At 68.8% G+C, this 19,561-nt stretch carries 18 protein-coding genes; 12 read left to right on the forward strand and 6 right to left on the reverse strand.

Translation table 11 applies throughout. From position 1 onward, the window contains the following. Window positions 1-3: 3 nt before the first annotated feature. A complete protein-coding gene (locus tag ACQP1K_RS05180; RefSeq protein WP_433499717.1) occupies window positions 4-843 on the forward strand; it encodes a hypothetical protein in 840 nt (279 codons plus the stop codon). On the opposite strand, the gene galE is transcribed toward ACQP1K_RS05180, so the two are convergent. Beyond that, on the reverse strand, window positions 829-1,806 hold the full coding sequence (gene galE, locus ACQP1K_RS05185; protein ID WP_433499718.1) for a UDP-glucose 4-epimerase GalE: 978 nt from the start codon (window positions 1,804-1,806) through the stop codon (window positions 829-831). The two genes, ACQP1K_RS05180 and galE, sit on opposite strands and share 15 nt — an antisense overlap. A gap of 130 nt (window positions 1,807-1,936) precedes the next feature. Here galE and ACQP1K_RS05190 point away from each other — a divergent pair, with 130 nt between their 5' ends. Both ACQP1K_RS05190 and trpS read left to right on the forward strand, forming a co-directional pair. Then, window positions 1,937-3,385, forward strand: a complete 1,449-nt coding sequence (locus tag ACQP1K_RS05190) for a hemolysin family protein (RefSeq protein WP_433499719.1) — start codon at window positions 1,937-1,939, stop codon at window positions 3,383-3,385. A 50-nt stretch (window positions 3,386-3,435) separates the two neighbouring features. Beyond that, window positions 3,436-4,434, forward strand: coding sequence for a tryptophan--tRNA ligase (gene trpS, locus ACQP1K_RS05195; RefSeq protein ID WP_433499720.1), 999 nt, complete (start codon window positions 3,436-3,438; stop codon window positions 4,432-4,434). 344 nt (window positions 4,435-4,778) lie between these two features. Here trpS and ACQP1K_RS05200 read toward each other — a convergent pair whose 3' ends face one another. After that, entirely contained in the window at window positions 4,779-6,131 is a 1,353-nt protein-coding gene (locus tag ACQP1K_RS05200; RefSeq protein ID WP_433499721.1) for a D-alanyl-D-alanine carboxypeptidase family protein, read from the reverse strand. Between the two features lie 97 nt (window positions 6,132-6,228). On the opposite strand from ACQP1K_RS05200, the gene ACQP1K_RS05205 reads away from it, so the two are divergent. From ACQP1K_RS05205 to ACQP1K_RS05215, 3 genes are all read left to right on the forward strand, one after another. Further along, complete coding sequence (locus ACQP1K_RS05205) at window positions 6,229-6,483, forward strand: SCO4848 family membrane protein (RefSeq protein ID WP_433499722.1); 255 nt, start codon at window positions 6,229-6,231, stop codon at window positions 6,481-6,483. Window positions 6,484-6,537: 54 nt separating this feature from the next. Continuing rightward, window positions 6,538-7,707 (forward strand): glutamate--cysteine ligase, encoded by a 1,170-nt coding sequence (locus ACQP1K_RS05210; protein WP_433499723.1) that lies wholly within the window; start codon window positions 6,538-6,540, stop codon window positions 7,705-7,707. Window positions 7,708-7,848: 141 nt separating this feature from the next. Beyond that, window positions 7,849-8,994: an amidohydrolase gene (locus ACQP1K_RS05215; RefSeq protein WP_433499724.1), complete on the forward strand. Its 1,146-nt coding sequence runs from the start codon at window positions 7,849-7,851 to the stop codon at window positions 8,992-8,994. Between the two features lie 226 nt (window positions 8,995-9,220). On the opposite strand, the gene ACQP1K_RS05220 is transcribed toward ACQP1K_RS05215, so the two are convergent. From ACQP1K_RS05220 to ACQP1K_RS05235, 4 genes are all read right to left on the reverse strand, one after another. Next, the gene (locus ACQP1K_RS05220; protein ID WP_433499725.1) at window positions 9,221-10,057 is read right to left on the reverse strand and encodes an alpha/beta fold hydrolase; all 837 of its coding nucleotides are present in this window, start codon (window positions 10,055-10,057) and stop codon (window positions 9,221-9,223) included. A gap of 569 nt (window positions 10,058-10,626) precedes the next feature. Continuing rightward, window positions 10,627-10,833 (reverse strand): hypothetical protein, encoded by a 207-nt coding sequence (locus ACQP1K_RS05225; RefSeq protein ID WP_433499726.1) that lies wholly within the window; start codon window positions 10,831-10,833, stop codon window positions 10,627-10,629. A 177-nt stretch (window positions 10,834-11,010) separates the two neighbouring features. Continuing rightward, window positions 11,011-11,847: a hypothetical protein gene (locus ACQP1K_RS05230; protein WP_433499727.1), complete on the reverse strand. Its 837-nt coding sequence runs from the start codon at window positions 11,845-11,847 to the stop codon at window positions 11,011-11,013. A gap of 185 nt (window positions 11,848-12,032) precedes the next feature. Further along, the gene (locus ACQP1K_RS05235) at window positions 12,033-12,320 is read right to left on the reverse strand and encodes a DUF3592 domain-containing protein (protein ID WP_433499728.1); all 288 of its coding nucleotides are present in this window, start codon (window positions 12,318-12,320) and stop codon (window positions 12,033-12,035) included. Window positions 12,321-13,056: 736 nt separating this feature from the next. On the opposite strand from ACQP1K_RS05235, the gene ACQP1K_RS05240 reads away from it, so the two are divergent. The 6 genes from ACQP1K_RS05240 (at window position 13,057) to ACQP1K_RS05265 (ending at window position 19,542) form a co-directional block, all read left to right on the forward strand. Further along, entirely contained in the window at window positions 13,057-13,938 is an 882-nt protein-coding gene (locus ACQP1K_RS05240; RefSeq protein ID WP_433499729.1) for an aminoglycoside phosphotransferase family protein, read from the forward strand. 32 nt (window positions 13,939-13,970) lie between these two features. Continuing rightward, entirely contained in the window at window positions 13,971-14,111 is a 141-nt protein-coding gene (locus ACQP1K_RS05245; RefSeq protein ID WP_433499730.1) for a hypothetical protein, read from the forward strand. A 223-nt stretch (window positions 14,112-14,334) separates the two neighbouring features. Continuing rightward, on the forward strand, window positions 14,335-15,402 hold the full coding sequence (locus ACQP1K_RS05250) for a BMP family lipoprotein (protein ID WP_433499731.1): 1,068 nt from the start codon (window positions 14,335-14,337) through the stop codon (window positions 15,400-15,402). Between the two features lie 104 nt (window positions 15,403-15,506). Beyond that, window positions 15,507-17,048 carry an ABC transporter ATP-binding protein gene (locus tag ACQP1K_RS05255; RefSeq protein ID WP_433501490.1) on the forward strand — a complete coding sequence of 514 codons (1,542 nt, stop codon included), beginning with the start codon at window positions 15,507-15,509 and terminating at the stop codon, window positions 17,046-17,048. After that, a complete protein-coding gene (locus tag ACQP1K_RS05260; protein WP_433499732.1) occupies window positions 17,045-18,226 on the forward strand; it encodes an ABC transporter permease in 1,182 nt (393 codons plus the stop codon). Before ACQP1K_RS05255 ends, ACQP1K_RS05260 begins: the two co-directional genes overlap by 4 nt. Then, window positions 18,223-19,542, forward strand: coding sequence for an ABC transporter permease (locus ACQP1K_RS05265; RefSeq protein WP_433499733.1), 1,320 nt, complete (start codon window positions 18,223-18,225; stop codon window positions 19,540-19,542). Before ACQP1K_RS05260 ends, ACQP1K_RS05265 begins: the two co-directional genes overlap by 4 nt. Window positions 19,543-19,561 lie beyond the last annotated feature (19 nt).

The following is a 19,561-nucleotide window of genomic DNA, read 5'->3' on the forward strand; positions in this document are numbered from 1 at the left end:
CGCATGGGTCGTAGGGTCGTCACGGGTTTGTTCTGCGTTTTCGTCGCCGGGGTGCCGCGCCCGGCGATCGCCATGGATCAGGTGGAGCAGTGGGGGGCCGCGGATCTCGCGGTACGGATCTCCGCCGCGCCGAAGGTCGCCCAGCCGGGCCAGCCGCTGGTCTACCGCGTCAAGGTGGACAACAGGGGGCCGGGTGACGCCGTGCTGCCGGTGCTGCGGGTCGACGTGCCCCGCGGCTTTCAGATCATCAACGTCAACGTGGCCGAGTGCCGCCCGGTCCGCGGCCGTCGCCAGGTCGTCTGCGAGTCCGCCAGGGACGTCGTCGCCGGCGAATCCGGCAGTTTGACGATCACCGGGGTGGTCCGGCCCGGGGCGTCCGGCCCGCTCCGCGCCAGGGCCAGCATCGACTCCGAGGTCGTGGACGGCCACGAGGCCGACAACAGGGCGAAGGCGGTCACCAAGGTCGACGGCGGCGCTGATCTCGCCGTCCGCTTCAGGTCGTCGGCCAGGTTCGCCCGGCCGGGGCGCCGATTCTCCGTACGTGCCGAGGTGCGCAACCGGGGGCCGCGCATCGTGCGGGACGCCTACGTCTTCCTCCGGCCACGGCAGGCCCGGTTCCGATCGGCGATCGGGGGAAGCTGCCGGAATCGGCGGGCGTTCGTCGCGTGCGCGCTGCCGCCCATCAGGTCGGGGTCGACCGGCCTGCTGAGGCTGGTGTTCAGCGTGCCGTCCCACGCGTCGCGCGCCGTGTCCACGATGGCCACCGTCTACTCACGCCATTTCGGCGACCGGCGGCCGGCCAACAACCGGGCCAGCATGCGGATCGCCCTACGCCGGGACTGAGCCCTTCCCGGAGGCGGCGGCGGCCCAGGCGTCGGCGACGATGTCGCGCAGTGCGGGGTGGACCGGCTTCCAGCCGAGCTCCCGCTGGATCTTCTCCGACGACGCGACCAGCACGGCCGGGTCGCCGGGCCTGCGGGGGCCGAGCGTCGCCGGGATCTCGTGCCCGGTCACCTCGCGGCAGACGTCGACGACCTCCTGCACCGAGAAACCGGTGCCGTTGCCGAGGTTGAAGATCTGATGTGTGCCGGGCGCCGTGGCGTCGAGGGCGAGCAGGTGCGCGCGGGCGAGGTCGGCCACGTGGATGTAGTCGCGGACGCAGGTGCCGTCCGGCGTCGGGTAGTCGGTGCCGAAGACGCTGACCGACTCCCGTTCGCCGAGCGCGACCTTCAGCACGTTCGGGATCAGGTGGGTCTCGACCGTGTGCCGCTCGCGGAGGTCGCCGTACGCCCCGGCCACGTTGAAGTAGCGCAGGCTGACGGCGGCCAGGCCGTACAGGCCGGCGAACGCGCTCAGCGCGGTGTCGACGGCGAGCTTGGACGCGCCGTAGGGGTTGGTGGGCCGGGTCGGGTCGGTCTCCAGGATCGGCGTGCGCTCGGGCTCGCCGTACGTCGCGGCGGTCGAGGAGAACACGATGCGGTCGACGCCGGCCCGCCGCATCGCGTCGAGCAGCGCCAGCGTGCCGCCCAGGTTGTTCGACCAGTACAGGCCGGGCCGCTCGACCGACTCGCCGACCAGCGACTTGGCCGCGAAGTGCAGCACGGTGTCGAAGCCCGCGAAGCTCTCGCCGAGCAGGGTGCCCGCCTCGCCGATCGTGCCCCGGACGAACCGAGCGCCGGCGGGTACGGCGTCGGCGTGCCCCGTCGACAGATCGTCCAGCACCGTGACCTCGTGCCCCTCCTCGACGAGTTGGGCGGTCACGACGCTGCCGATGTACCCGGCTCCACCGGTGACCAAGAGTCGCACTGGCACTCCTCTGTTCAGGTCTGTTGAAGTATGTTGATTTCTGTACGGCTGTCGCCCAGCTTACGCGGTCCCTCCGCGGAACGGGTTGAATGCCTGCAGAAGAGCGACCACATGGGGAACGGACGATGACGTGAGCAACGTCGCGGTGATTATCACCCTGGTCCTGATATTCATTCTGATCGGCGGGTTCTTCACCGCCACCGAGATGGCCATGGTGTCCCTGCGGGACAGCCAGGTCAGGAGGCTCAGCGGGCAGGGCCGCCGCGGCGCCCGGGTGCAGAAGCTCGCCCGCGACCCGAACCGGTTCCTGTCGGCGATCCAGGTCGGCGTGACCTTCGCCACCGTGCTGTCGGCAGCGCTCGGGGCCGACCAGCTCGCCGATCGGCTGACCCCGGTCTTCGCGGGCTGGGGGCTGGAGCGGGGGGCCGCGGCGCCCCTGGCGTTCGTGGCCGTCACGCTGGCCATCTCCTATGTGTCGCTGGTGCTGGGCGAGCTGGTCCCCAAGCGGCTGGGGCGGCAGCGGGCCGAGGGGTTGTCGCTGCTGGCCGCGCCGCTTCTCGACTTCATCGCCGCCCTGTCGCGGCCGGTCATCTGGCTGCTGTCGATGTCGACCAACGGCGTGGTGCGGCTGCTCGGCGGCAACCCGGCGGCCGACCGGGCCGCGATGACGACGGAGGAGCTCCGCGAGATGGTCGCGGGGCATCAGGAGCTCGCCCAGGACGAGCGCGACCTGATCGGCGAGGTGTTCGCGGCGGGCAAGCGCCAGCTCAGGGAGGTGCTGCTGCCGCGTACGGAGGTCGAGTTCATGGCGGCGGACACGCCGCTGGCCGAGGCCGCGGTGCTGGCCGCGGCGATGCCGCACTCCCGGTTCCCGGTCTATCGCGACTCATATGACGACATCATCGGGTTCGTCCATGTCCGTGATCTCCTCGATCCGGTACTGACCGGAAGCGTCGAGCCGATCAGCGAGCTGGTGCCGATCCGGCCGGTCAAACTCGTGCCGGCGAGCAAGCGGGTGCTCACGACGCTGGCCGAGATGCGCGACGAGGGCCATCACCTGGCGATCGTGGTCGACGAGTACGGCGGCACCCACGGCATCGTGACGCTGGAGGACCTGGTCGAGGAGCTCATCGGCGACATACGCGACGAATACGACCAGGACGGAGAATCCGTACGGCTCATCGCCGGCGACATGGAGATCGAGGGGCTGGTCCACCTGGCGGATTTCGCTGATCAGACGGGTGTCCGGCTGCCCGAGGGTCCGTACGAGACGCTGGGCGGCTATGTGATGGCCGCGCTCGGCCAGATCCCCGGGCGGGGCGACTCCGTCGAGGCGGCGGGGCTCAAGCTGACCGTGACCGAGATGGACGGCCGGCGGGTGGCCCGCGTCCGGGTCACCCGTACGGCCGCCCCCGAGCAGCCCGCGGCTCAGGCCACGGCTCGAGCCGCGGCTGGGACCGAGGCTGAAACCGCAGATCAGGCGGCGGATCAAGCGACCGGGCAGGGCCGCGTTCAGACGCCGGATCGGAAGACGGGAGAGGCGCCGATCGACACGAAGTACGACGCGCAGAGCGGGTAGGACGAGCGCCTGTCGCGGGCACCCGCCGACTCCTGACAGAATTACATGTCATGGCACGTCCTCGCGTTCTGTCCGGAATCCAGCCCACCGCCGACTCGTTCCACCTCGGCAACTATCTCGGCGCGGTGCGGCAGTACGTAGCGCTTCAGGACACCCACGAGGCGTTCTACTTCATCGCCGACCTGCACGCGCTGACCGTCGCGCCCAAGCCTGAGGAACTGCGCCGCCGCACCAGGGTCGCCGCCGCGCAGCTGTTCGCGGCGGGGCTCGACCCGGAGCGCACCGCGGTCTTCGTGCAGAGCCACGTCCGCGAGCACAGCGAGCTGGCCTGGTATCTGATCTGCCAGACCGGCATGGGCGAGGCCGGCCGGATGACGCAGTTCAAGGACAAGGCCGCCAAGTACGGCGAGGGCGCCGCGAGCGTCGGCCTGTTCACCTACCCGATCCTCCAGGCCGCCGACATCCTGATCTACCAGACCGACCAGGTGCCGGTCGGGGGCGACCAGAAGCAGCACCTGGAGCTCAGCCGCGACCTCGCGCAGCGGTTCAACAGCAGGTACGGCCCCACCTTCAAGCTGCCGAACCCGTACATCCTGAAGGAGGTCGAGAAGATCACCGACCTCCAGGACCCGTCGGCCAAGATGTCGAAGTCGTCGTCCAGCCCGCAGGGCATCATCGACGTGCTGGAGGAGCCGGGCAGGCTGCGCAAGAAGATCATGCGGGCCGTCACCGACACCGGCTCCGAGGTCGTCGCCGACGAGGAGAACAAGCCGGGCGTCACCAACCTGCTGCGGATCCACTCGGCGCTGTCGGGCCTGTCGATCGCCGATCTGGAGGCGAGGTTCGCCGGCCAGGGCTACGGCGCCTTCAAGAAGGAGGTCGCCGAGGTCGTGGTGGACGCCTTCGCCCCGATCCGCGAGCGGACCGAGAAGCTGCTGGCCGACGAGGCCGAGCTCGACCGCATGCTCGCCGCCGGCGCCGACCGGGCGCGTGCGGTGGCCCGCGAGACCATGGCCCAGGTCCGCGACCGTCTCGGCCTGCTGCCCTAGGGTGGTTCGTCGGAGTCACCACTCCACGGGTGGATCTCGGGTAGATCGATAAGTGACGCGAACGACAGCAGACCTTGTTCGGGGAGCGCGGCGGCCTGCTCGGAGGCATCGTCCGCAATCTCAACCGAGTACATTCACAGCCCTGGCCGTGACTTGACCTCGGCCCATGACCTGGTAGGGACGTGCTGCCCTCGGGACAGCCGGTCGGCCCGATCAAGCATCGCCCGATGTCCGTAAGCGTCGGCCGAGGACCAGGCGACCCGCCACCACCGTTCGCGGTCCGGCGGTCATTCGGCCATGGCGACGCCCCGGTGAAGTTCGGCCAGGGTGATCGCCGTGATTGGTCAGGTACGGTTCGCGCGGCGTCGGCGGCGGATGCCGTACACCCCGGCGCCGCCTCCGATGAGGACCACGCCGCCCGCCAGCACTGCGGCGACGACCGGCAGCGGGCTGTCGTCGTCTCCGCCTGCTCCGCCGCCGCCGGCGGCGGCCACGGGGCTCGCCGGGGTCCGGCCGTGCGGCCGTACGGGCAGGGTGTTGGGCCCGGGGCGCGGTGAGGGCGCCACCGGACCGACGAGCTCGCCGATCGGTGCGGCCTTGCCCCGGTTGGCGAAGCCCCAGTCGAGTAGCTTGGCCACCTCGTCCCAGAATCCGCCCGGGTGATGCATGACCACGACGATGATCGTGTGTCCGTTTCTGGTGGCGGCGCCCACGAAGCTGCCGAGGGCCTTGGACGTCCAGCCGTTCTTGACGCCGATCATGCCGGGGTACTTCCACAGCAGCCGGTTGTGGTTGCCCATCTCGTAGTAGGTCGGCCGGGGCGATCCGCTCGCGTCGGGATCGGCGGTGTGCCGCCGCTCGCGCCCCTGCCCGTCCCGCTTGTTCTTCTTCTTGTCGTAGTCCTTGGGCGCGGGGAACTTGGCGACCTTCGTGCTGATGTACTCGCGGAACCGGGGCATCTTCAACCCGGCGCGGGCGATCAGGGCGAGGTCGTAGGCCGAGCTACGCTGGCCCGGCTGGTCGAGACCGTGTGGCGTCTTGGCCGCCGTGTCGTACGCCTGGAGCCTGCGCGCCTCCTTGTTCATGTCCGCGAGGGTCTTGGCCATGCCGCCGTTCGCCTCGGCGAGCGCGACGGCGGCGTCGTTGGCCGAGACCATGAGCAGCGCCCGCAGCAGGTCGTCGATCTTGTAGATCGGTTCGGGGACGATGCCGACGGCGCTGCCCTCCACGTTGGAGGCCCGGTCGCTGGGTTTGATCTTGCGGTTCCTGTCGAGCTTCGGGATGAGCGTGAGGGCGGTCAGCGTCTTGAGCGTGCTCGCCGGGCGATAACGCCCGTGCGGGTCCTTGGCCGCGAGCACGGCGCCGGTGTCGGCGTCGGCGATGAGAAAGGCCGAGGCCTCGGTCTTCGGCGGTGGTTTGAGCCCTGCGGGGACGATCAGCCCGCGGCCGGCGAGCAGTTTGCCGCCCACGGTGCTGCGCGGGGTGCCGGCGGCCTTGGCGTCCTCGGCGTCGCCCGGCGGTGCCGTACTGTCCGGGGCGTCGGAGCCGGTCACGTCGGGGGCGGGGGAGGGTACGGCGGTCGCGCCGGCCGGTGGCGTCCCGACACCGAGCAGCGCCACGGCGGCCAACATCGTCCCCAGTGCCGTCACCCGCGTCTTCGCCGACGTGGCACCGCGGTTCGTCCTCGTAGGCAGCATAGGCAGATCAGCCTAGCCGTGAGTCCATACACATGCCGGACAGATCCCCTAAAGATCGCGAATATACGCATATGGGGCAGACGTTGATACTAGAAGCATGACGAGACGTGTATCGGTCTTTCTGTCCGCCCTCGCCGCTTTCATGATCTTTGAATGGATCAACCTCGGGTTCAACCTGCAGGACGGCCACGAGACCACCTTCTATGTCGTCCACGGCGTGCTGATCGCCGTCAACATCATCCTGGCGGTGGTAGTCGGCACTCTGGGGGTGCGCGGACTGCTGGCGACGCGTGGCACGCCGGGGCGTGCGGCGGAGGAGCGTGAGGCCGTAATCGGCGGGGGCGGTAAGTAAAGGCGTGGCGGGAACTAAGGAAAGGAGGAACATCTCGATGTGATGGAGGAACGCGTGGCGATCCAGTTCAACCCTTCCCGTGGCGCGACCCTTGGGGTGGAATGGGAGCTCCAGCTCGTCGACCGGCATACCCGCCATCTCCGACAGGACGCCAAGGAAGTGCTCGCCGCGGTCCCGGATCTGAGCGATGGCCAGCGGCCCAAGGCGATGCACGAGCTCATGCAGTCGCAGATCGAAATCGTCACCGATGTCTGCCACACGGTGGCCGAGGCCGTACAGGACCTGAAGAAGAGCATCGGCAGGCTCACCGAGGTGGTGGAGCCGAGGGGGACCGCGCTGGCCTGCACGGGCACCCACGCGATCAGCGACTGGCGTGACGCCGTCTACGCGCCGAGCCAGCGGTACGCGGAGCTGGTCGAAGACCTGCAGTGGCTCGCCTGGCGGATCCAGACGTTCGGTGTGCACGTACACGTCGGCGTCCAGGACCGCGACAAGGTCATCCCGATCGTCAACGCGCTCGCCGCCCACCTGCCGCACTTCCTCGCGCTGACCTCGTCGAGCCCCTTCTGGGGCGGCAAGGACACCGGGCTGGCGTCCAGCCGTGCGATCGTCTTCGGCTCGCTGCCCACGGCGGGGCCGCCGCATCTGCTCGCGGACTGGGCGGAGTTCGAGGAGTACATGGACACGCTGCTGCGGGCGGGGACGATCCGGAGCATCAAGGAGGTGTGGTGGGACATCCGGCCGCATCCCGACTTCGGGACCATCGAGGTCCGGATGTTCGACGGCATCCCCACGCCCAGGGAGGTGGGGATGGTCACCGCGCTGTGCCAGAGCCTGGTGGCGCGATTCGACCAGCAGCTCGACCGCGGCTACACGCTGCCGCATCCGGCGGCCTGGGTGGTGAACGACAACAAGTGGCGGGCCACGCGGTACGGCCTCGACGCCGACGTGATCACCGACGATCGCGGGTCGACCGCTCCGATGCGGGACCTGCTGTACGAGCTCCAGCGTGAACTCGAACCGGTCGCCGAGCGGCTCGGCTGCGCGGAGGAACTGGCCGTGATGACCGAGGTGCTGGAGAAGGGCAACTCGAGCGAACGCCAGCGGGCGATCCTGGCCGATGGGGGGAGTCTCCAGGACATCGTCGACGCGACGGTCATCGAACTCTCCGAGGACAGGTTTGTCACGTCCCGTGTCGAGGCACCCGGATGGGCGGATAGGTAATGGTAGGGCCACGCTTCGCATAAACTCGCAGGAAAACCGGCAGATCGGTGCGTGGATCGCTAGACTGTCCCCCATTCTCGCTTGCGATCACAAGGAAAATGAACTAGCTGGACGGAGTCTGCTCTCGTGTTGACAGGGGATTTGGATCTAGAAACACTCATCCGGTTCCGCCGGGACATCCACTCCCACCCAGAGCTGGCCCGTCAGGAGATCCGTACGACCGCCGCCGTGGCGGACATGCTCAGATCCGCCGGACTGGAGCCACGGGTCTTCCCGACCGGGACCGGGCTCGTCTGCGACATCGAAGGGGGAGAGGGCCCCACCGTGGGCCTGCGCGCCGACATGGACGCGCTGCCGATACAGGACGTCAAGGACGTGCCGTACCGCTCGCAGAACGCCGGCGTGTGCCACGCCTGCGGGCACGACGTGCACACGACGATCCTGGTGGGTGCGGCCCTCGAACTCGCCAAGCGCCGCCAGCACCTGGCGGGCCGGATCCGGCTGGTCTTCCAGCCGGCGGAGGAGTCCTCTTCCAGCGGCTCGCTCGACATGATCGCGGGCGGCGCGATCGACGGCGTCGATGTCATCTACGCCCTGCACTGCGACCCCAGCCGCACGATGGGCGACGTGGGCATCCGCAGCGGTGCGATCACCTCGGCCCAGGATCACATCGTGCTGCGGCTGCACGGCAAGGGCGGTCACTCGGCCCGGCCCCACCTGGCGGTCAACCCGATCAACGCGCTGGCCTCCGTGATCGCCCGGCTTCCCGAGTCCGTGAACGAGTCCCTCCACCCCGAGGAGCGGATGCTCCTCGGCTTCGGCATGATCCAGGCCGGTGAGGCGCCCAACGCGATCCCGTCGCTGGCACAGGCCGCCGGGACCGTACGGATCCCCAACGCGGACATCTGGGAGCAGGTCCCCGGCATCGTGCAGAAGTCGCTCAGCGAACTGATCGAGCCCTTCGGGGTCGAGTGGGAGCTGGACTACAACCGGGTGTGCCCGGCGGTGGTCAACGACGCGGTGGCCACGAAGATTCTCTACAACTCGGCGCTCGCCGTCGTCGGTGAGGAGCACGTCCAGGAGGCTCCGCAGAGCCTCGGCGGCGAGGACTTCGCCTGGTATCTACGCCATGTCCCGGGCGCGCTCTTCCGTCTGGGGGTCACGCCTCCCGACGCGGAGAGCCACGTCGATCTGCACTCCGAGCGGTTCGACATCGACGAGCGGGCCATCGGGGTCGGTGTCCGGATGTTCGTGGAGACCGCCATGAACGCCCTCCAGTCCTACTGAGCCGAGCAATCCCCCGCTGTTCGGTCAACGGCCTCAGGCGGTCGCCCATGGGCGGCGAAAACCAAGCAGGAGACCGTCCAGGGTGTGACATCGTCGTTGTGGACGGCGTGACGGCGAGGTCGGAGACCGACCTCGCCGTCGACGACGCACAGGTCGCCGGGATCCGCCGACTCGCGCCCGCGGCGCCGCACCCGCTCGGTCCCCGGGCGGTGACCCCGACCCCGTGTCAGCCGAGCGGGATGATGACGTCGGCCAGCTCGCCGGGCATGGAGAGGAACGGCGAGTGGGAGGCTTCGAGGGTGACGACAGAGGTCGGGTTGTCCGGAAACGCCGCGTCGGCCTCTGAAATGAACTTCGCCTGCACATCCGGCCGGATGGCCTCGTCCCGGGTGCACATGATGTACGTGCGCCGCACCGATCCCCAGCCGTCCTGAGTCAGGGTGGTGGTACCCAGCATGATGCCGATCGGACTGTCGGGCGTCAGCAGGCCGGTGGCGGCGTCGGCGATGGCCGGGTCGACGTCACCGTAGAACGCCTCGTAAAGCCGCTGCCGGTAGGCGGCGTCGTCCGTGGCCAGGTCGAACCGCAGCGCGCCTGTCTGGGCCGGGTCGCCCCGCAGCAGCGGCGTGACCAGGCTGTCGGCGGCCTCCGGAATCTGTGTGTAGGCCGCAGAGGACACATCCGATGCGGGCATGTACGCGGTGAGGTACACCGCGTGCGCGATCAGTCCGGGCGTCTGCTCGGCCGTTCGCATCAGTACCGGGCCGGCCGCGCTGTGAGCGACCACCGTCACCGGCTCGCCACCGCCGATCCGCTTGATCTGCGAGGTCAGCAACTCGGCGGCATCGTCGAGACTCACGTCCGCCACGGGCGAGACCTCGGTGGCGACCGCCTCGCTGTCGTACGGCTGCTCGGTGAACCATCGAGGACGGCGGGCGTACAGCCCGTGCCCCGCCATGTCCACCGCGACGGCCGGCCGCCCGGCGGCCACCACGTGGGGGATGACTTCGCTCCAGCACCAGGAGCCGTGCCAGAAACCGTGGACCAACACCAGTGTGGACATGATCGCTCCTTCGGGGGGTGCCTGTGTCAAGGCTCGGGGGGTCGAGGGATCGGGGTGTAGGGGGAACGGGGGGTAGGGGGAACGGTGGCGTCAGCGGCCGGTGCGCGATCGTCGACCGGGCGGAACGGTCTCGTGATCCGTACCGCATGCGTCGTGCGGGGCTCGGGGTGTCAGCGTCGGCCGGTCAGGGGTGGGGCGGACGCGCTCGGCACGCAGGATCCGATCGCCGCCGGGTCGCGGCTGTGCCGTTCTGCGACGCGCGAAGATCCGAGGTGGTGCGACCGGGCACCAGGACCAGGGCGCGCGGGAGGGCGACGACTTCGGTGGGACGATCACGGGTGCGTGGGATAGGCGGCATGGCTGATTGGTCCTTCAGGTCGGCCGGGACAGCGAGCGGGGGACGCCGCCGTCCCCTAATCGGACCGCTGCGTGCCGAAGAGGCGCTGCGGCCGCCGGCAGGCGAAAGCGGCCGAGGCGCACGGCGCGCTAGCGGAGCCTGCTGCTTCCATCGCTGACATGTTCTGTCAACACCGTCTTCTCATTGATATGTCGAATGAGTCGTCGATGATCTAGCGTAGGCCCTCGGCGGCACTGCTCCGCATGCCCACGGACCGGATCTGCGGCGACACGGGTCGAGCGCGGCATCGCGGACCGCTGACCGCCTCCTCGGTGGTCGCGGCGATGGTGTACGTACAGTCGAGGCCGGCCGTTCCGGTGATGACGTCGATGCCGTAGATCTGCGTCCGTACCCGATCGAACCCGGCCTTGCGCACCATGCGCAGGGCGTCGTCGTCCGTCCGGTCCGGTGTCGGGCCGTCCGGTCCGCGGATGACGAGGCGGGTGTCCTTGGCCCCGACGCAGGCGTGGCGGCAGCGGAAACCGTACTTCGCGCGAGGTTGCCGCGGCTCGCCGATCCGGCTTCTCGCGGTCGGTACGGAGGATCCCTTCGTGCCCTACGGTCTGAATCGGTCCGCCTGAGGAGACGTCATCGGCGTGGTGCCGGTTGCGGCCTCCACGCCGTCCGTCCGTTCGGCCGAATTCATCGCCGCCGGTTCCGGTCCGTCACGGAACCGGTGACCGGCCGCCCGAAGGTGCCGGTATTCGAATATGGCCAGCACCAGCACCGTGGCCACGCCGCAGAGGTTCAGTGTCAGCCACAGCCATTCGGGCACGCCGTTCGTGTCACGTTCAATGATCTCCTGGGCACTGATCAGCAGCGCGAGACCCGTTGTGCCGATCGGTGCGAGCAGCGGATGGACGTCGCCGATCCAGAATCCGGTACGCGCCGTCCAGTAGATCGTGCAATACCAGAAGCACACGTACCAGGGGAAAAGGACGATCACCAAGGCCATAGCGGCGAGCAGCCAGAATGCCGCTTCCCCCGAGGCGTTGAGATCGATGTCCTGCCGGAAGTCGACCTGACCGTTGGCGAGGGTGTCGATGTTGAGCTCACCGGCCGCGGCGAGGATCAACACGAACGGCAGGTAGAAGAAAATCAGTGCGAGCACCGCACGCCGTGTCATGAGCAGCACGCCGGAAAGAATCCGGGTGCGACGGCCGGAGCGGGTCACGATCAGCATCACGAGGATCGGTATCGGCAGCAGAATCAGGGCGAGCCGCCCGGTTTCAAGCGCCTTTTCTATGATGTTCGCCGAGACGTCCTGGTATTGAGAGGTCGCCACCAGGATCACACCGAGGCCGGCCGTCGATCGCCAGAACGCGAGCCGGTCCAGCGTCCGGTCTTTACGTGAGGGGCCGACCCGGGGTCTGAACAGGAATCTGGCGGTCATCCATGGAAAGAGCAGGGTGGCGATGACACGCCGGGTCCTTCTACAATCATCGGCGTTGTTTCTGCGGCGGTGTTTCGGCCGGGCTGAGGCCATCCGGCTCCCTTGCGATATCGACTCGGTAGGACGGACGCCCTGGTGGTGCGGGCGGAGGAATCAGATGTTCCAGGAAGGCGGCCCTGCCGGGGTCAGACGATATCGAGGGCGGACAGCACGCCGAGGGCCGTGAGTAGAAGGCCCAAGCCGATCAGAATCCGCCCCATGGCGGAACCGTCCTGACCGCCGGCGTCGATGCGGGCCTTTCGCCGCTTTCGCGGGTCGTAGAGGATCGTGACGCGATCCCCTGGTTGAGGAGGATCGGCTTCGCCGAAACGCGAGGTGACCTCGACCTCATGCCCTTCGAGGGTCGTGAAGCGGAAAACGGGCCTGCACGTAGGGCTGTCAGGGTCACGACTCCTCACCAAGCCGGTGATCACACCCGGTACCCGAACTCCGCGGGCGCGGAACCGCCGTGCACTGCTCAGCAGCCAGGCGCCGCACGCCAGGATCGCCGAGTCAAGAGCAAAGAGCGGCCCGGGTGAAGACATCGATTCCAATAGTGATCACCTTTCGCTCGGGCGAGAATCCGCCGCGGAAAGCATTGATCTCCGTGTGCGTGAGCCTCGCTGAGGCGGCCTGTCACTGTTACGAATTCGCTTCATGCACGTGTGCTCGTGGTGTTCGGATGTGGAATGACTTCTTCAGTGATTGACTACGCCACCGGCGGATCGGTTCACTGCGCGACCGGAGTGTGATCAGGGTCACATTGACCTCTGTCCGAAACCGATGGATTCGGATGGTGCGGTGTCAAGAAACCAGGTCAATGTGGTTATAGAGGGATTGTGCCTGTAGTGTCCCGCCGGTTCGTGGAGCGGATCGAAATCGGCGGTTCGAGCCGGTCGGTGGACCTGATCGGGCTCGGGGCCGTTGACGTCGCCGGTGCCGCGGCAGATCCTGGACGAGGCGATCACGCTGTACGGACGCCGCGAGGAGGGTCGCGTCCACTGGCCGGATCTCGGCCTCCCGAGCCTGTCCGTACGGCCGCTCTGGGCCATTCGGGGGAAATACCATATGACGTCCCCGCTCTCACGAGGATCGAAGAAGTCCTCCGCCGCAAGACCGGATTCCTCGTTCCACCGGCCCGCAATGAACGTCGTCGAGAGGATGCCGGATTTGACTGTTATCGAGATAACCGCCGACCTCGTACGTGCCTTGGTCTGCGAGCAGTTCCCTGAGTGGAGTGACCTGCCGGTCGAGCCTGTGGCCCGCCAGGGCTGGGATAACCGGACCTTCCGACTCGGTGACCGTCTGGCCGTGCGCCTGCCCAGCGCGGAGGGCTACGTCGCCGCGGTCGAGAAGGAGGACCGCTTTCTGCCCGTTCTGGCCGCCCATCTGCCCTTGCCCGTGCCGGCGACGGTCGCGACGGGACGCCCGGCGGCCGGATACCCGTTCCCCTGGTCGGTACGGCGCTGGCTGCCCGGAGACACCGTCGAGGGGGCCACCGGTGTCGACGGATCCGAGCTGGCACGGGATCTCGGAGGCTTCCTGGCCGCGCTGCGGCTCGTCCCCGCGGAGCAGGGGCCGGCGGGCGGCCTGCACTCCTACTACCGGGGGTGTCACCCCGGCGTCCACGGCGAGCAGGTCGAGCGCGCCCTGGACCGGCTCGAGGCAGCGGTCGACGTGGCCGCGTGTGAGGCCGTCTGGGCGAGCGCGCTGACTTCGGCCTGGCCGCATCCACCGGTGTGGTTCCACGGCGACGTGGCCGTCGGCAACCTGCTCACCACCGACGGGAGGCTGTCGGCGGTCATCGACTTCGGCACCTGCGGGGTCGGCGATCCCGCGTGTGACCTCGTCATGGCGTGGACGTACTTCACGGGTGACGAGCGGAAGATCTTCCGCGAGGCGGTCGGTCTTTGCGACGACACCTGGAGACGCGCGCGCGGATGGGCCCTGTGGAAGGCGCTGGCGACCATGGCGGGCCTGTCCAGCCCCGACCCCGAGGGCTTCCAGACCAGGGTCCTGGCCCACGTGCTGGAGGATCCGGTCGTCGGGTGACGCGGAAAGCGTCACCGCGGAGTCGCGGCCGGATGTCCGGCCCGCAGCGCTGGAAGATGCCCGAGCGATGGATGACGGCGGCGATCGGAGCATCGAACGCCATCGACGCCGTCGTGAACGTCCTGCGCCCGGTGGTGCGCCTGGCGGCGGCCGGATTCGTCGCGGCCGGATGAGGCGGGCACCCTGGGGAGCGAGTGGCGGGTGAGCCGGAGTTTCCGCGGACCGGCCAACCTGGTCACGGGGCGGCCTGCGGTACATAACGGACACGTTGCGGACTGTGGTGTGGGTTTGGTCTGAGCAGGACAAACAACTATCTTCCGTGCAGGGTTGCCGTGCGTTCCTACATGCCGGCGACGGGAGTTGGACCGGCGGGGACACGGAAGGGGACTACACACCTTGTTCCGCAATCGAGTTAGCAAACTGGCCGCCGCCACCGCGGCGGGTGCCATGCTCATGGCCGCCGCCGCGTGCGGAAACGGTGACGACGCGACGACGACCACGTCCGAGGCGTCCTCGTCGGCGGCACCGGGAGGTGAGGCGCTCAAGGTCGGCCTCGCCTACGACATCGGCGGTCGCGGTGACGGTTCCTTCAACGATGCCGCCGCCCGGGGCCTCGACCAGGCCGTCTCGGAGCTGAGCGCCGAGAAGAAGGAGCTGGAGGCCGCGGCGGGTGAGACGGACGCCCAGAAGGAGGAGCGGCTCCGCCTGCTCGCCTCCAACGGTTACAACCCGGTCATCGCGGTGGGCTTCGCCTACTCCGAGCCGCTCAAGAAGGTCGCACCGGAGTTCCCCGATGTGAAGTTCGCCATCGTCGACGACGATGCCGCGACGGGTGAGAACATCAGCAACCTGGTGTTCGCCGAGGAGCAGGGATCGTTCCTGGTCGGCGTGGCCGCCGCGCTCAAGTCGGAGAAGGGCAGCGTCGGCTTCGTCGGCGGCGTGGACGTGCCGCTGATCCACAAGTTCCAGGCGGGCTTCGAGGCCGGGGCCAAGGCGGTCAAGCCGGACATCAAGGTCCAGTCGAAGTACCTGACCCAGCCGCCGGACTTCGCCGGCTTCAACGACCCGGCCAAGGGCAAGACCGCCGCGCAGGGCATGTTCGACAGCGGCGCCGACGTCGTCTACCAGGCGGCGGGCGGTTCCGGCAGCGGCGTGTTCGAGGCGGCCAAGGCGGCCGGCGCCATGGCCATCGGAGTGGACTCCGACCAGGCCGCCCTCCCCGCGTACGCCGACGTCAAGGACGTCATCATCACGTCCATGATCAAGAAGATCGACGTCGCGGTCTTCGACTTCCTCAAGCACGCCTCCGAAGGCACGGTCCAGTCCGGTAAGACGGTCTACGACCTCAAGGCCGACGGGGTGGGCTACTCGACGACCGGCGGCAAGATCGACGACATCGCGTCCCAGATCGACGAGTACAAGCAGAAGATCACCGACGGAGAGATCACGGTCCCGAGCTCCTGAGCCCGGCCTTGGTGGGGCCCGGCGAATCATCCACGGCCCGGGCCCCATCCCTGATCTCTCTTCCGTCACCGCATGCTCAGGTACTCCTCGAGGAGGGGGCCGCCATTTCCACCGAGACCGCCACGGCACCCGCAGTAGAGCTCACCGGGATCACCAAAAGGTTCCCCGGTGTCGTCGCCAACCGCGACGTCCGGTTACGGGTGGCCAAGGGACAGATCCACGCCATCGTCGGTGAGAACGGCGCCGGCAAGTCCACCCTCATGAAGATCCTGTACGGCATGCAGCGGCCGGACGAGGGTGAGATCCGGGTCGACGGAGAACCCGTCGTCTTCCACACCCCTGCCGACGCGATCGCGGCGGGCATCGGCATGGTCCACCAGCATTTCATGCTGGCCGACAACCTCACGGTGCTGGAGAACGTCATCCTCGGCAGTGAGCCGCGCCGGGGTGGGGTGGCCATCGACTTCCGCGCCGCCCGCAAGAAGATCAAGGAGATCTCCGACGCGTACGGCCTGGCCATCCGGCCGGACGTACCCGTGGAGGAGTTGGGGGTCGGGGACCGTCAGCGAGTCGAGATCCTGAAGGTCCTCTACCGCGGCGCGCGGATCCTCATCCTCGACGAGCCGACCGCGGTGCTCGTGCCGCACGAGGTGGACGAGCTGTTCGAGAACCTGCGCGGTCTGGTCCGCGAGGGGCTCACGATCCTGTTCATCTCCCACAAACTCGACGAGGTCCTGCGGGTGGCCGACGCGATCACCGTGATCCGTCGCGGCACGACCGTGGCGAGCGTCGATCCCAGGGACATGACCGCCCGCCACCTCGCGGAACTGATGGTGGGCAGCGAACTGCCCAGCCCGGAGACCCGAGAGTCCACCGTCACCGACTCCGTGGTGCTGTCGGTGGGCGACCTGACCGTGCGGGACACCGACGGCCGGGCGATCGTCGACGGGGTCGGTTTCGACATCCACAGGGGCGAGGTGCTCGGCATCGCCGGTGTCGAGGGCAACGGCCAGGCCGAGCTGGTCGAGGCGCTCATGGGCATCCGCCCCTGCACGGTGGGCTCGCTGACACTCGACGGCGAGGACATCACCGGGTGGTCGACGCTGAAACGGCGTGAGGGCGGCATCGGCTACATCCCGGAGGACCGGCACCGGCACGGCCTGCTGATCGAGGCGCCGCTCTGGGAGAACCGGATCCTCGGTCACCAGACCCGGCGGCCCAACGTCAAGGGCATCTGGATCGACCGCACCGGAGCACGGAACGACACGCGGCGGATCGTCGAGGCCTACGACGTACGTACCCCGGGGATCGACACGGCGGCGGCCGCGCTCTCCGGCGGCAACCAGCAGAAGCTGATCGTCGGCCGGGAGATGAGCGGCGATCCGGTGCTACTGATCGCCAGCCATCCGACCCGTGGGGTCGACGTCGGCGCGCAGGCCGCCATCTGGGATCACCTGCGCGAAGCGCGCGCCGCCGGCCTCGCCGTGCTGCTGATCTCCGCGGACCTCGACGAGCTCATCGGCCTGTCCGACTCGCTCAAGGTGATCCTGCGCGGCCGGATCGTCGCGGACGTGGACCCCGCCGACGTGACCCCAGAACAGCTCGGCTCGGCCATGACCGGTGCCGGTGAGGCGGCAGCACAATGAGTGAGCGAGAAGAAGCGGCCGAGCGCGGCGGCGGCAGGCCCGGAGCCGGCGGAGCGGGTGGTTTCCGCGACAGGCTGCTGGGACGGGTGAGGCTCAGCGGCTGGCTGGCCCTGGCCGCTCCGCTGCTGGCGATCCTCTTCGCGGCGCTGATCACCTCGGTGGTCCTGCTGATCGCGGGCAGCTCGCCCCTGGCGGCCTTCGACACGCTCGCGCGGTACGGCAGCCAGCCGCGCACGATGGCCGTCATCGTCAACAACGCGACGATGTACTACATCTCGGCGCTGGCCGTCGCCGTCGGGTTCCGGATGAACCTGTTCAACATCGGCGTCGACGGGCAGTATCGCCTGGCCGCCGTGGTGGCGGCGGGCGTGGGCGGAGCCGCGCTGCTGCCCGGTGTGCTGAACATCGTGCTCGTGCTCGTGGTCGCGGTGCTCGTCGGTGCGCTCTGGGCGGGGATCGCCGGGCTGCTGAAGGTGAAGCGCGGCGTCAGCGAGGTCATCGCGACCATCATGCTGAACGCGATCGCCACCGGCCTCGCTTCCTGGCTCATGAGCAACCATCTGGGCGTGCTGACCGGCAACGAGCTGGCCACCCGGCCGATCCCGGAGGGCTCCAGAATGCCCGGTATGGAGCTCATCGCCGGCACGCCGAAGCTGGTCAACGGCTTCCTCGTGGTGGCGATCATCCTCGGCATCGCCTATTACGTGCTGCTGAACCGCACCCGGTTCGGGTTCGAGCTGCGGGCTACCGGCATGTCGGAACCGGCGGCGCTGGCGAGCGGCATCGGGGTCAAGCGGATGGTCGTCACCACGATGGTCGTGTCCGGGGCGGTGGCCGGTCTCGCCGGAATGCCCGAGCTGCTCGGCGAGACGTACAAATACAGCAACAACTTCCCCGCCGTTCTCGGCTTCGACGGCATCGCGATCGCGCTGCTCGGCCGGAACAACCCGGTGGGCATGGCCCTCGGCGCGCTGCTGTGGAGCTTCCTGGGCAACTCGTCAGACTCCCTCCAGATGATCAACATCTCCAAGGAGACCGTGGACATCATGAAGGGCGTGACGGTGCTCTCGGTGATCATCGCGTACGAGTTGGTCCACCGGTATCGGATCGTCGCCGAGCAGCGGCGGGCCGGCCAGGAGACGGCCGCATCCCCGGCCGCGGAAGGGGCCGCGGCGTGAGCGGGGGAGCGGAGGCGACGAGCACGGCGCAGGTCCCGGCGGGTGGGCGGCGGGCCGCGCCGCCGGCGCGCCGATTCCGGGTCACGACGCCGATCCTGCTGCTCGGCGGGGCCGGACTGGTCGTGCTGCTGTCGGCCGTGCGCATCGTCACCGGCGCCGACGACATCACCTCGGGGGGCACCATCGCCGCCGCCCTCGGCCTCGCCGTGCCGATCGGCCTGGCGGCTCTGGGCGGCCTGTGGTCGGAGCGGGCCGGCGTGGTCAACATCGGCCTCGAGGGCATGATGGTGCTCGGAACCTGGTTCGGCGCCTGGGGGACGCTTCAGTTCGGCAGCCCATGGGCCGGGGTCGTCGCCGGCGCGATCGGCGGAGCTCTGGGCGGCGCGATCCACGCGGTCGCCACCGTGACCTTCGGCGTCGACCACATCATCTCCGGCGTCGCGATCAACATCGTCGGCATGGGGTTCACCCAGTATCTGTCGAAGCTGGTCTTCGAGAAGATGCCGGGCGGCGGGACCAAGAACTCTCCCCAGCTCCCCGAGATGCCGAGGTTGAGCATCACGGTCATCGACGGGCCGCTGCGGAACCTGGAGGGCAGGCACTGGTTCCTGGTGTCGGACCTGGCGGGCATCCTGCGCGGGCTCACCCAGGGCGTGTCGTGGTTCACGCTGCTGGCGATCCTGCTCATCCCGCTGTCGTACTACATCCTGTGGCGCACCGCGTTCGGCCTGCGCCTGCGCTCCTGCGGCGAGCGTCCGGTCGCCGCCGAGTCGCTGGGCGTCAACGTCTACCTGTACAAGTGGGCCGCCGTGGTCGTGTCCGGCCTGCTGGCCGGGCTGGGCGGGGCTTTCCTGTCCATCGTGGCGGCCGGGATCTACCGTGACGGGCAGACGGGCGGCCGGGGATACATCGGCCTCGCCGCGATGATCTTCGGTAACTGGCGTCCCGGGGGGCTCGCCGGAGGCGCCGCGCTGTTCGGCTACACGGACGCGCTGCAGCTTCGGCAGGGCGGGACGTCCGTGCACGCGCTGCTGCTCGTGGTGGCGCTGATACTCGCCGCCGTGGCGGTCTTCCAACTCGTGCGGCAGAGCCGTACCGTTCTGCTTGGACGGCAGAGCCGTACCATGGCCGCTTCGGTCACAGCGGGGTGCGCCGCCCTGGTCTTCGTGGTGTTCATGGCGACCGACACGGTGCCCGAGCAGTTCACCACGTTCACCCCGCACCTGACCACGCTGCTGGTGTTGTCGCTGGCGTCCCAGCGATTGCGGATGCCGGCCGCCGACGGAATCCCCTACCGCAGGGGGCAGACCACATGACAGGTCGCGGATGCGAAAA

The sequence above is a fragment of the Sphaerimonospora sp. CA-214678 genome, assembly GCF_050942215.1.
GTDB lineage: Bacteria > Actinomycetota > Actinomycetes > Streptosporangiales > Streptosporangiaceae > Sphaerimonospora.

Bases quoted from the DNA above. Each gene is read 5' to 3' on its own strand.
- ACQP1K_RS05180 (WP_433499717.1), top strand. From the start codon at position 4: ATGGGTCGTAGGGTCGTCACGGGTTTGTTCTGCGTTTTCGTCGCCGGG.
- trpS (WP_433499720.1), top strand. From the start codon at position 3,436: ATGGCACGTCCTCGCGTTCTGTCCGGAATCCAGCCCACCGCCGACTCG.
- ACQP1K_RS05200 (WP_433499721.1), bottom strand. From the start codon at position 6,131: ATGCTGCCTACGAGGACGAACCGCGGTGCCACGTCGGCGAAGACGCGG.
- ACQP1K_RS05205 (WP_433499722.1), top strand. From the start codon at position 6,229: ATGACGAGACGTGTATCGGTCTTTCTGTCCGCCCTCGCCGCTTTCATG.
- ACQP1K_RS05220 (WP_433499725.1), bottom strand. From the start codon at position 10,057: ATGTCCACACTGGTGTTGGTCCACGGTTTCTGGCACGGCTCCTGGTGC.
- ACQP1K_RS05225 (WP_433499726.1), bottom strand. From the start codon at position 10,833: ATGGTGCGCAAGGCCGGGTTCGATCGGGTACGGACGCAGATCTACGGC.
- ACQP1K_RS05230 (WP_433499727.1), bottom strand. From the start codon at position 11,847: ATGACCGCCAGATTCCTGTTCAGACCCCGGGTCGGCCCCTCACGTAAA.
- ACQP1K_RS05245 (WP_433499730.1), top strand. From the start codon at position 13,971: ATGTCCGGCCCGCAGCGCTGGAAGATGCCCGAGCGATGGATGACGGCG.
- ACQP1K_RS05260 (WP_433499732.1), top strand. From the start codon at position 17,045: ATGAGTGAGCGAGAAGAAGCGGCCGAGCGCGGCGGCGGCAGGCCCGGA.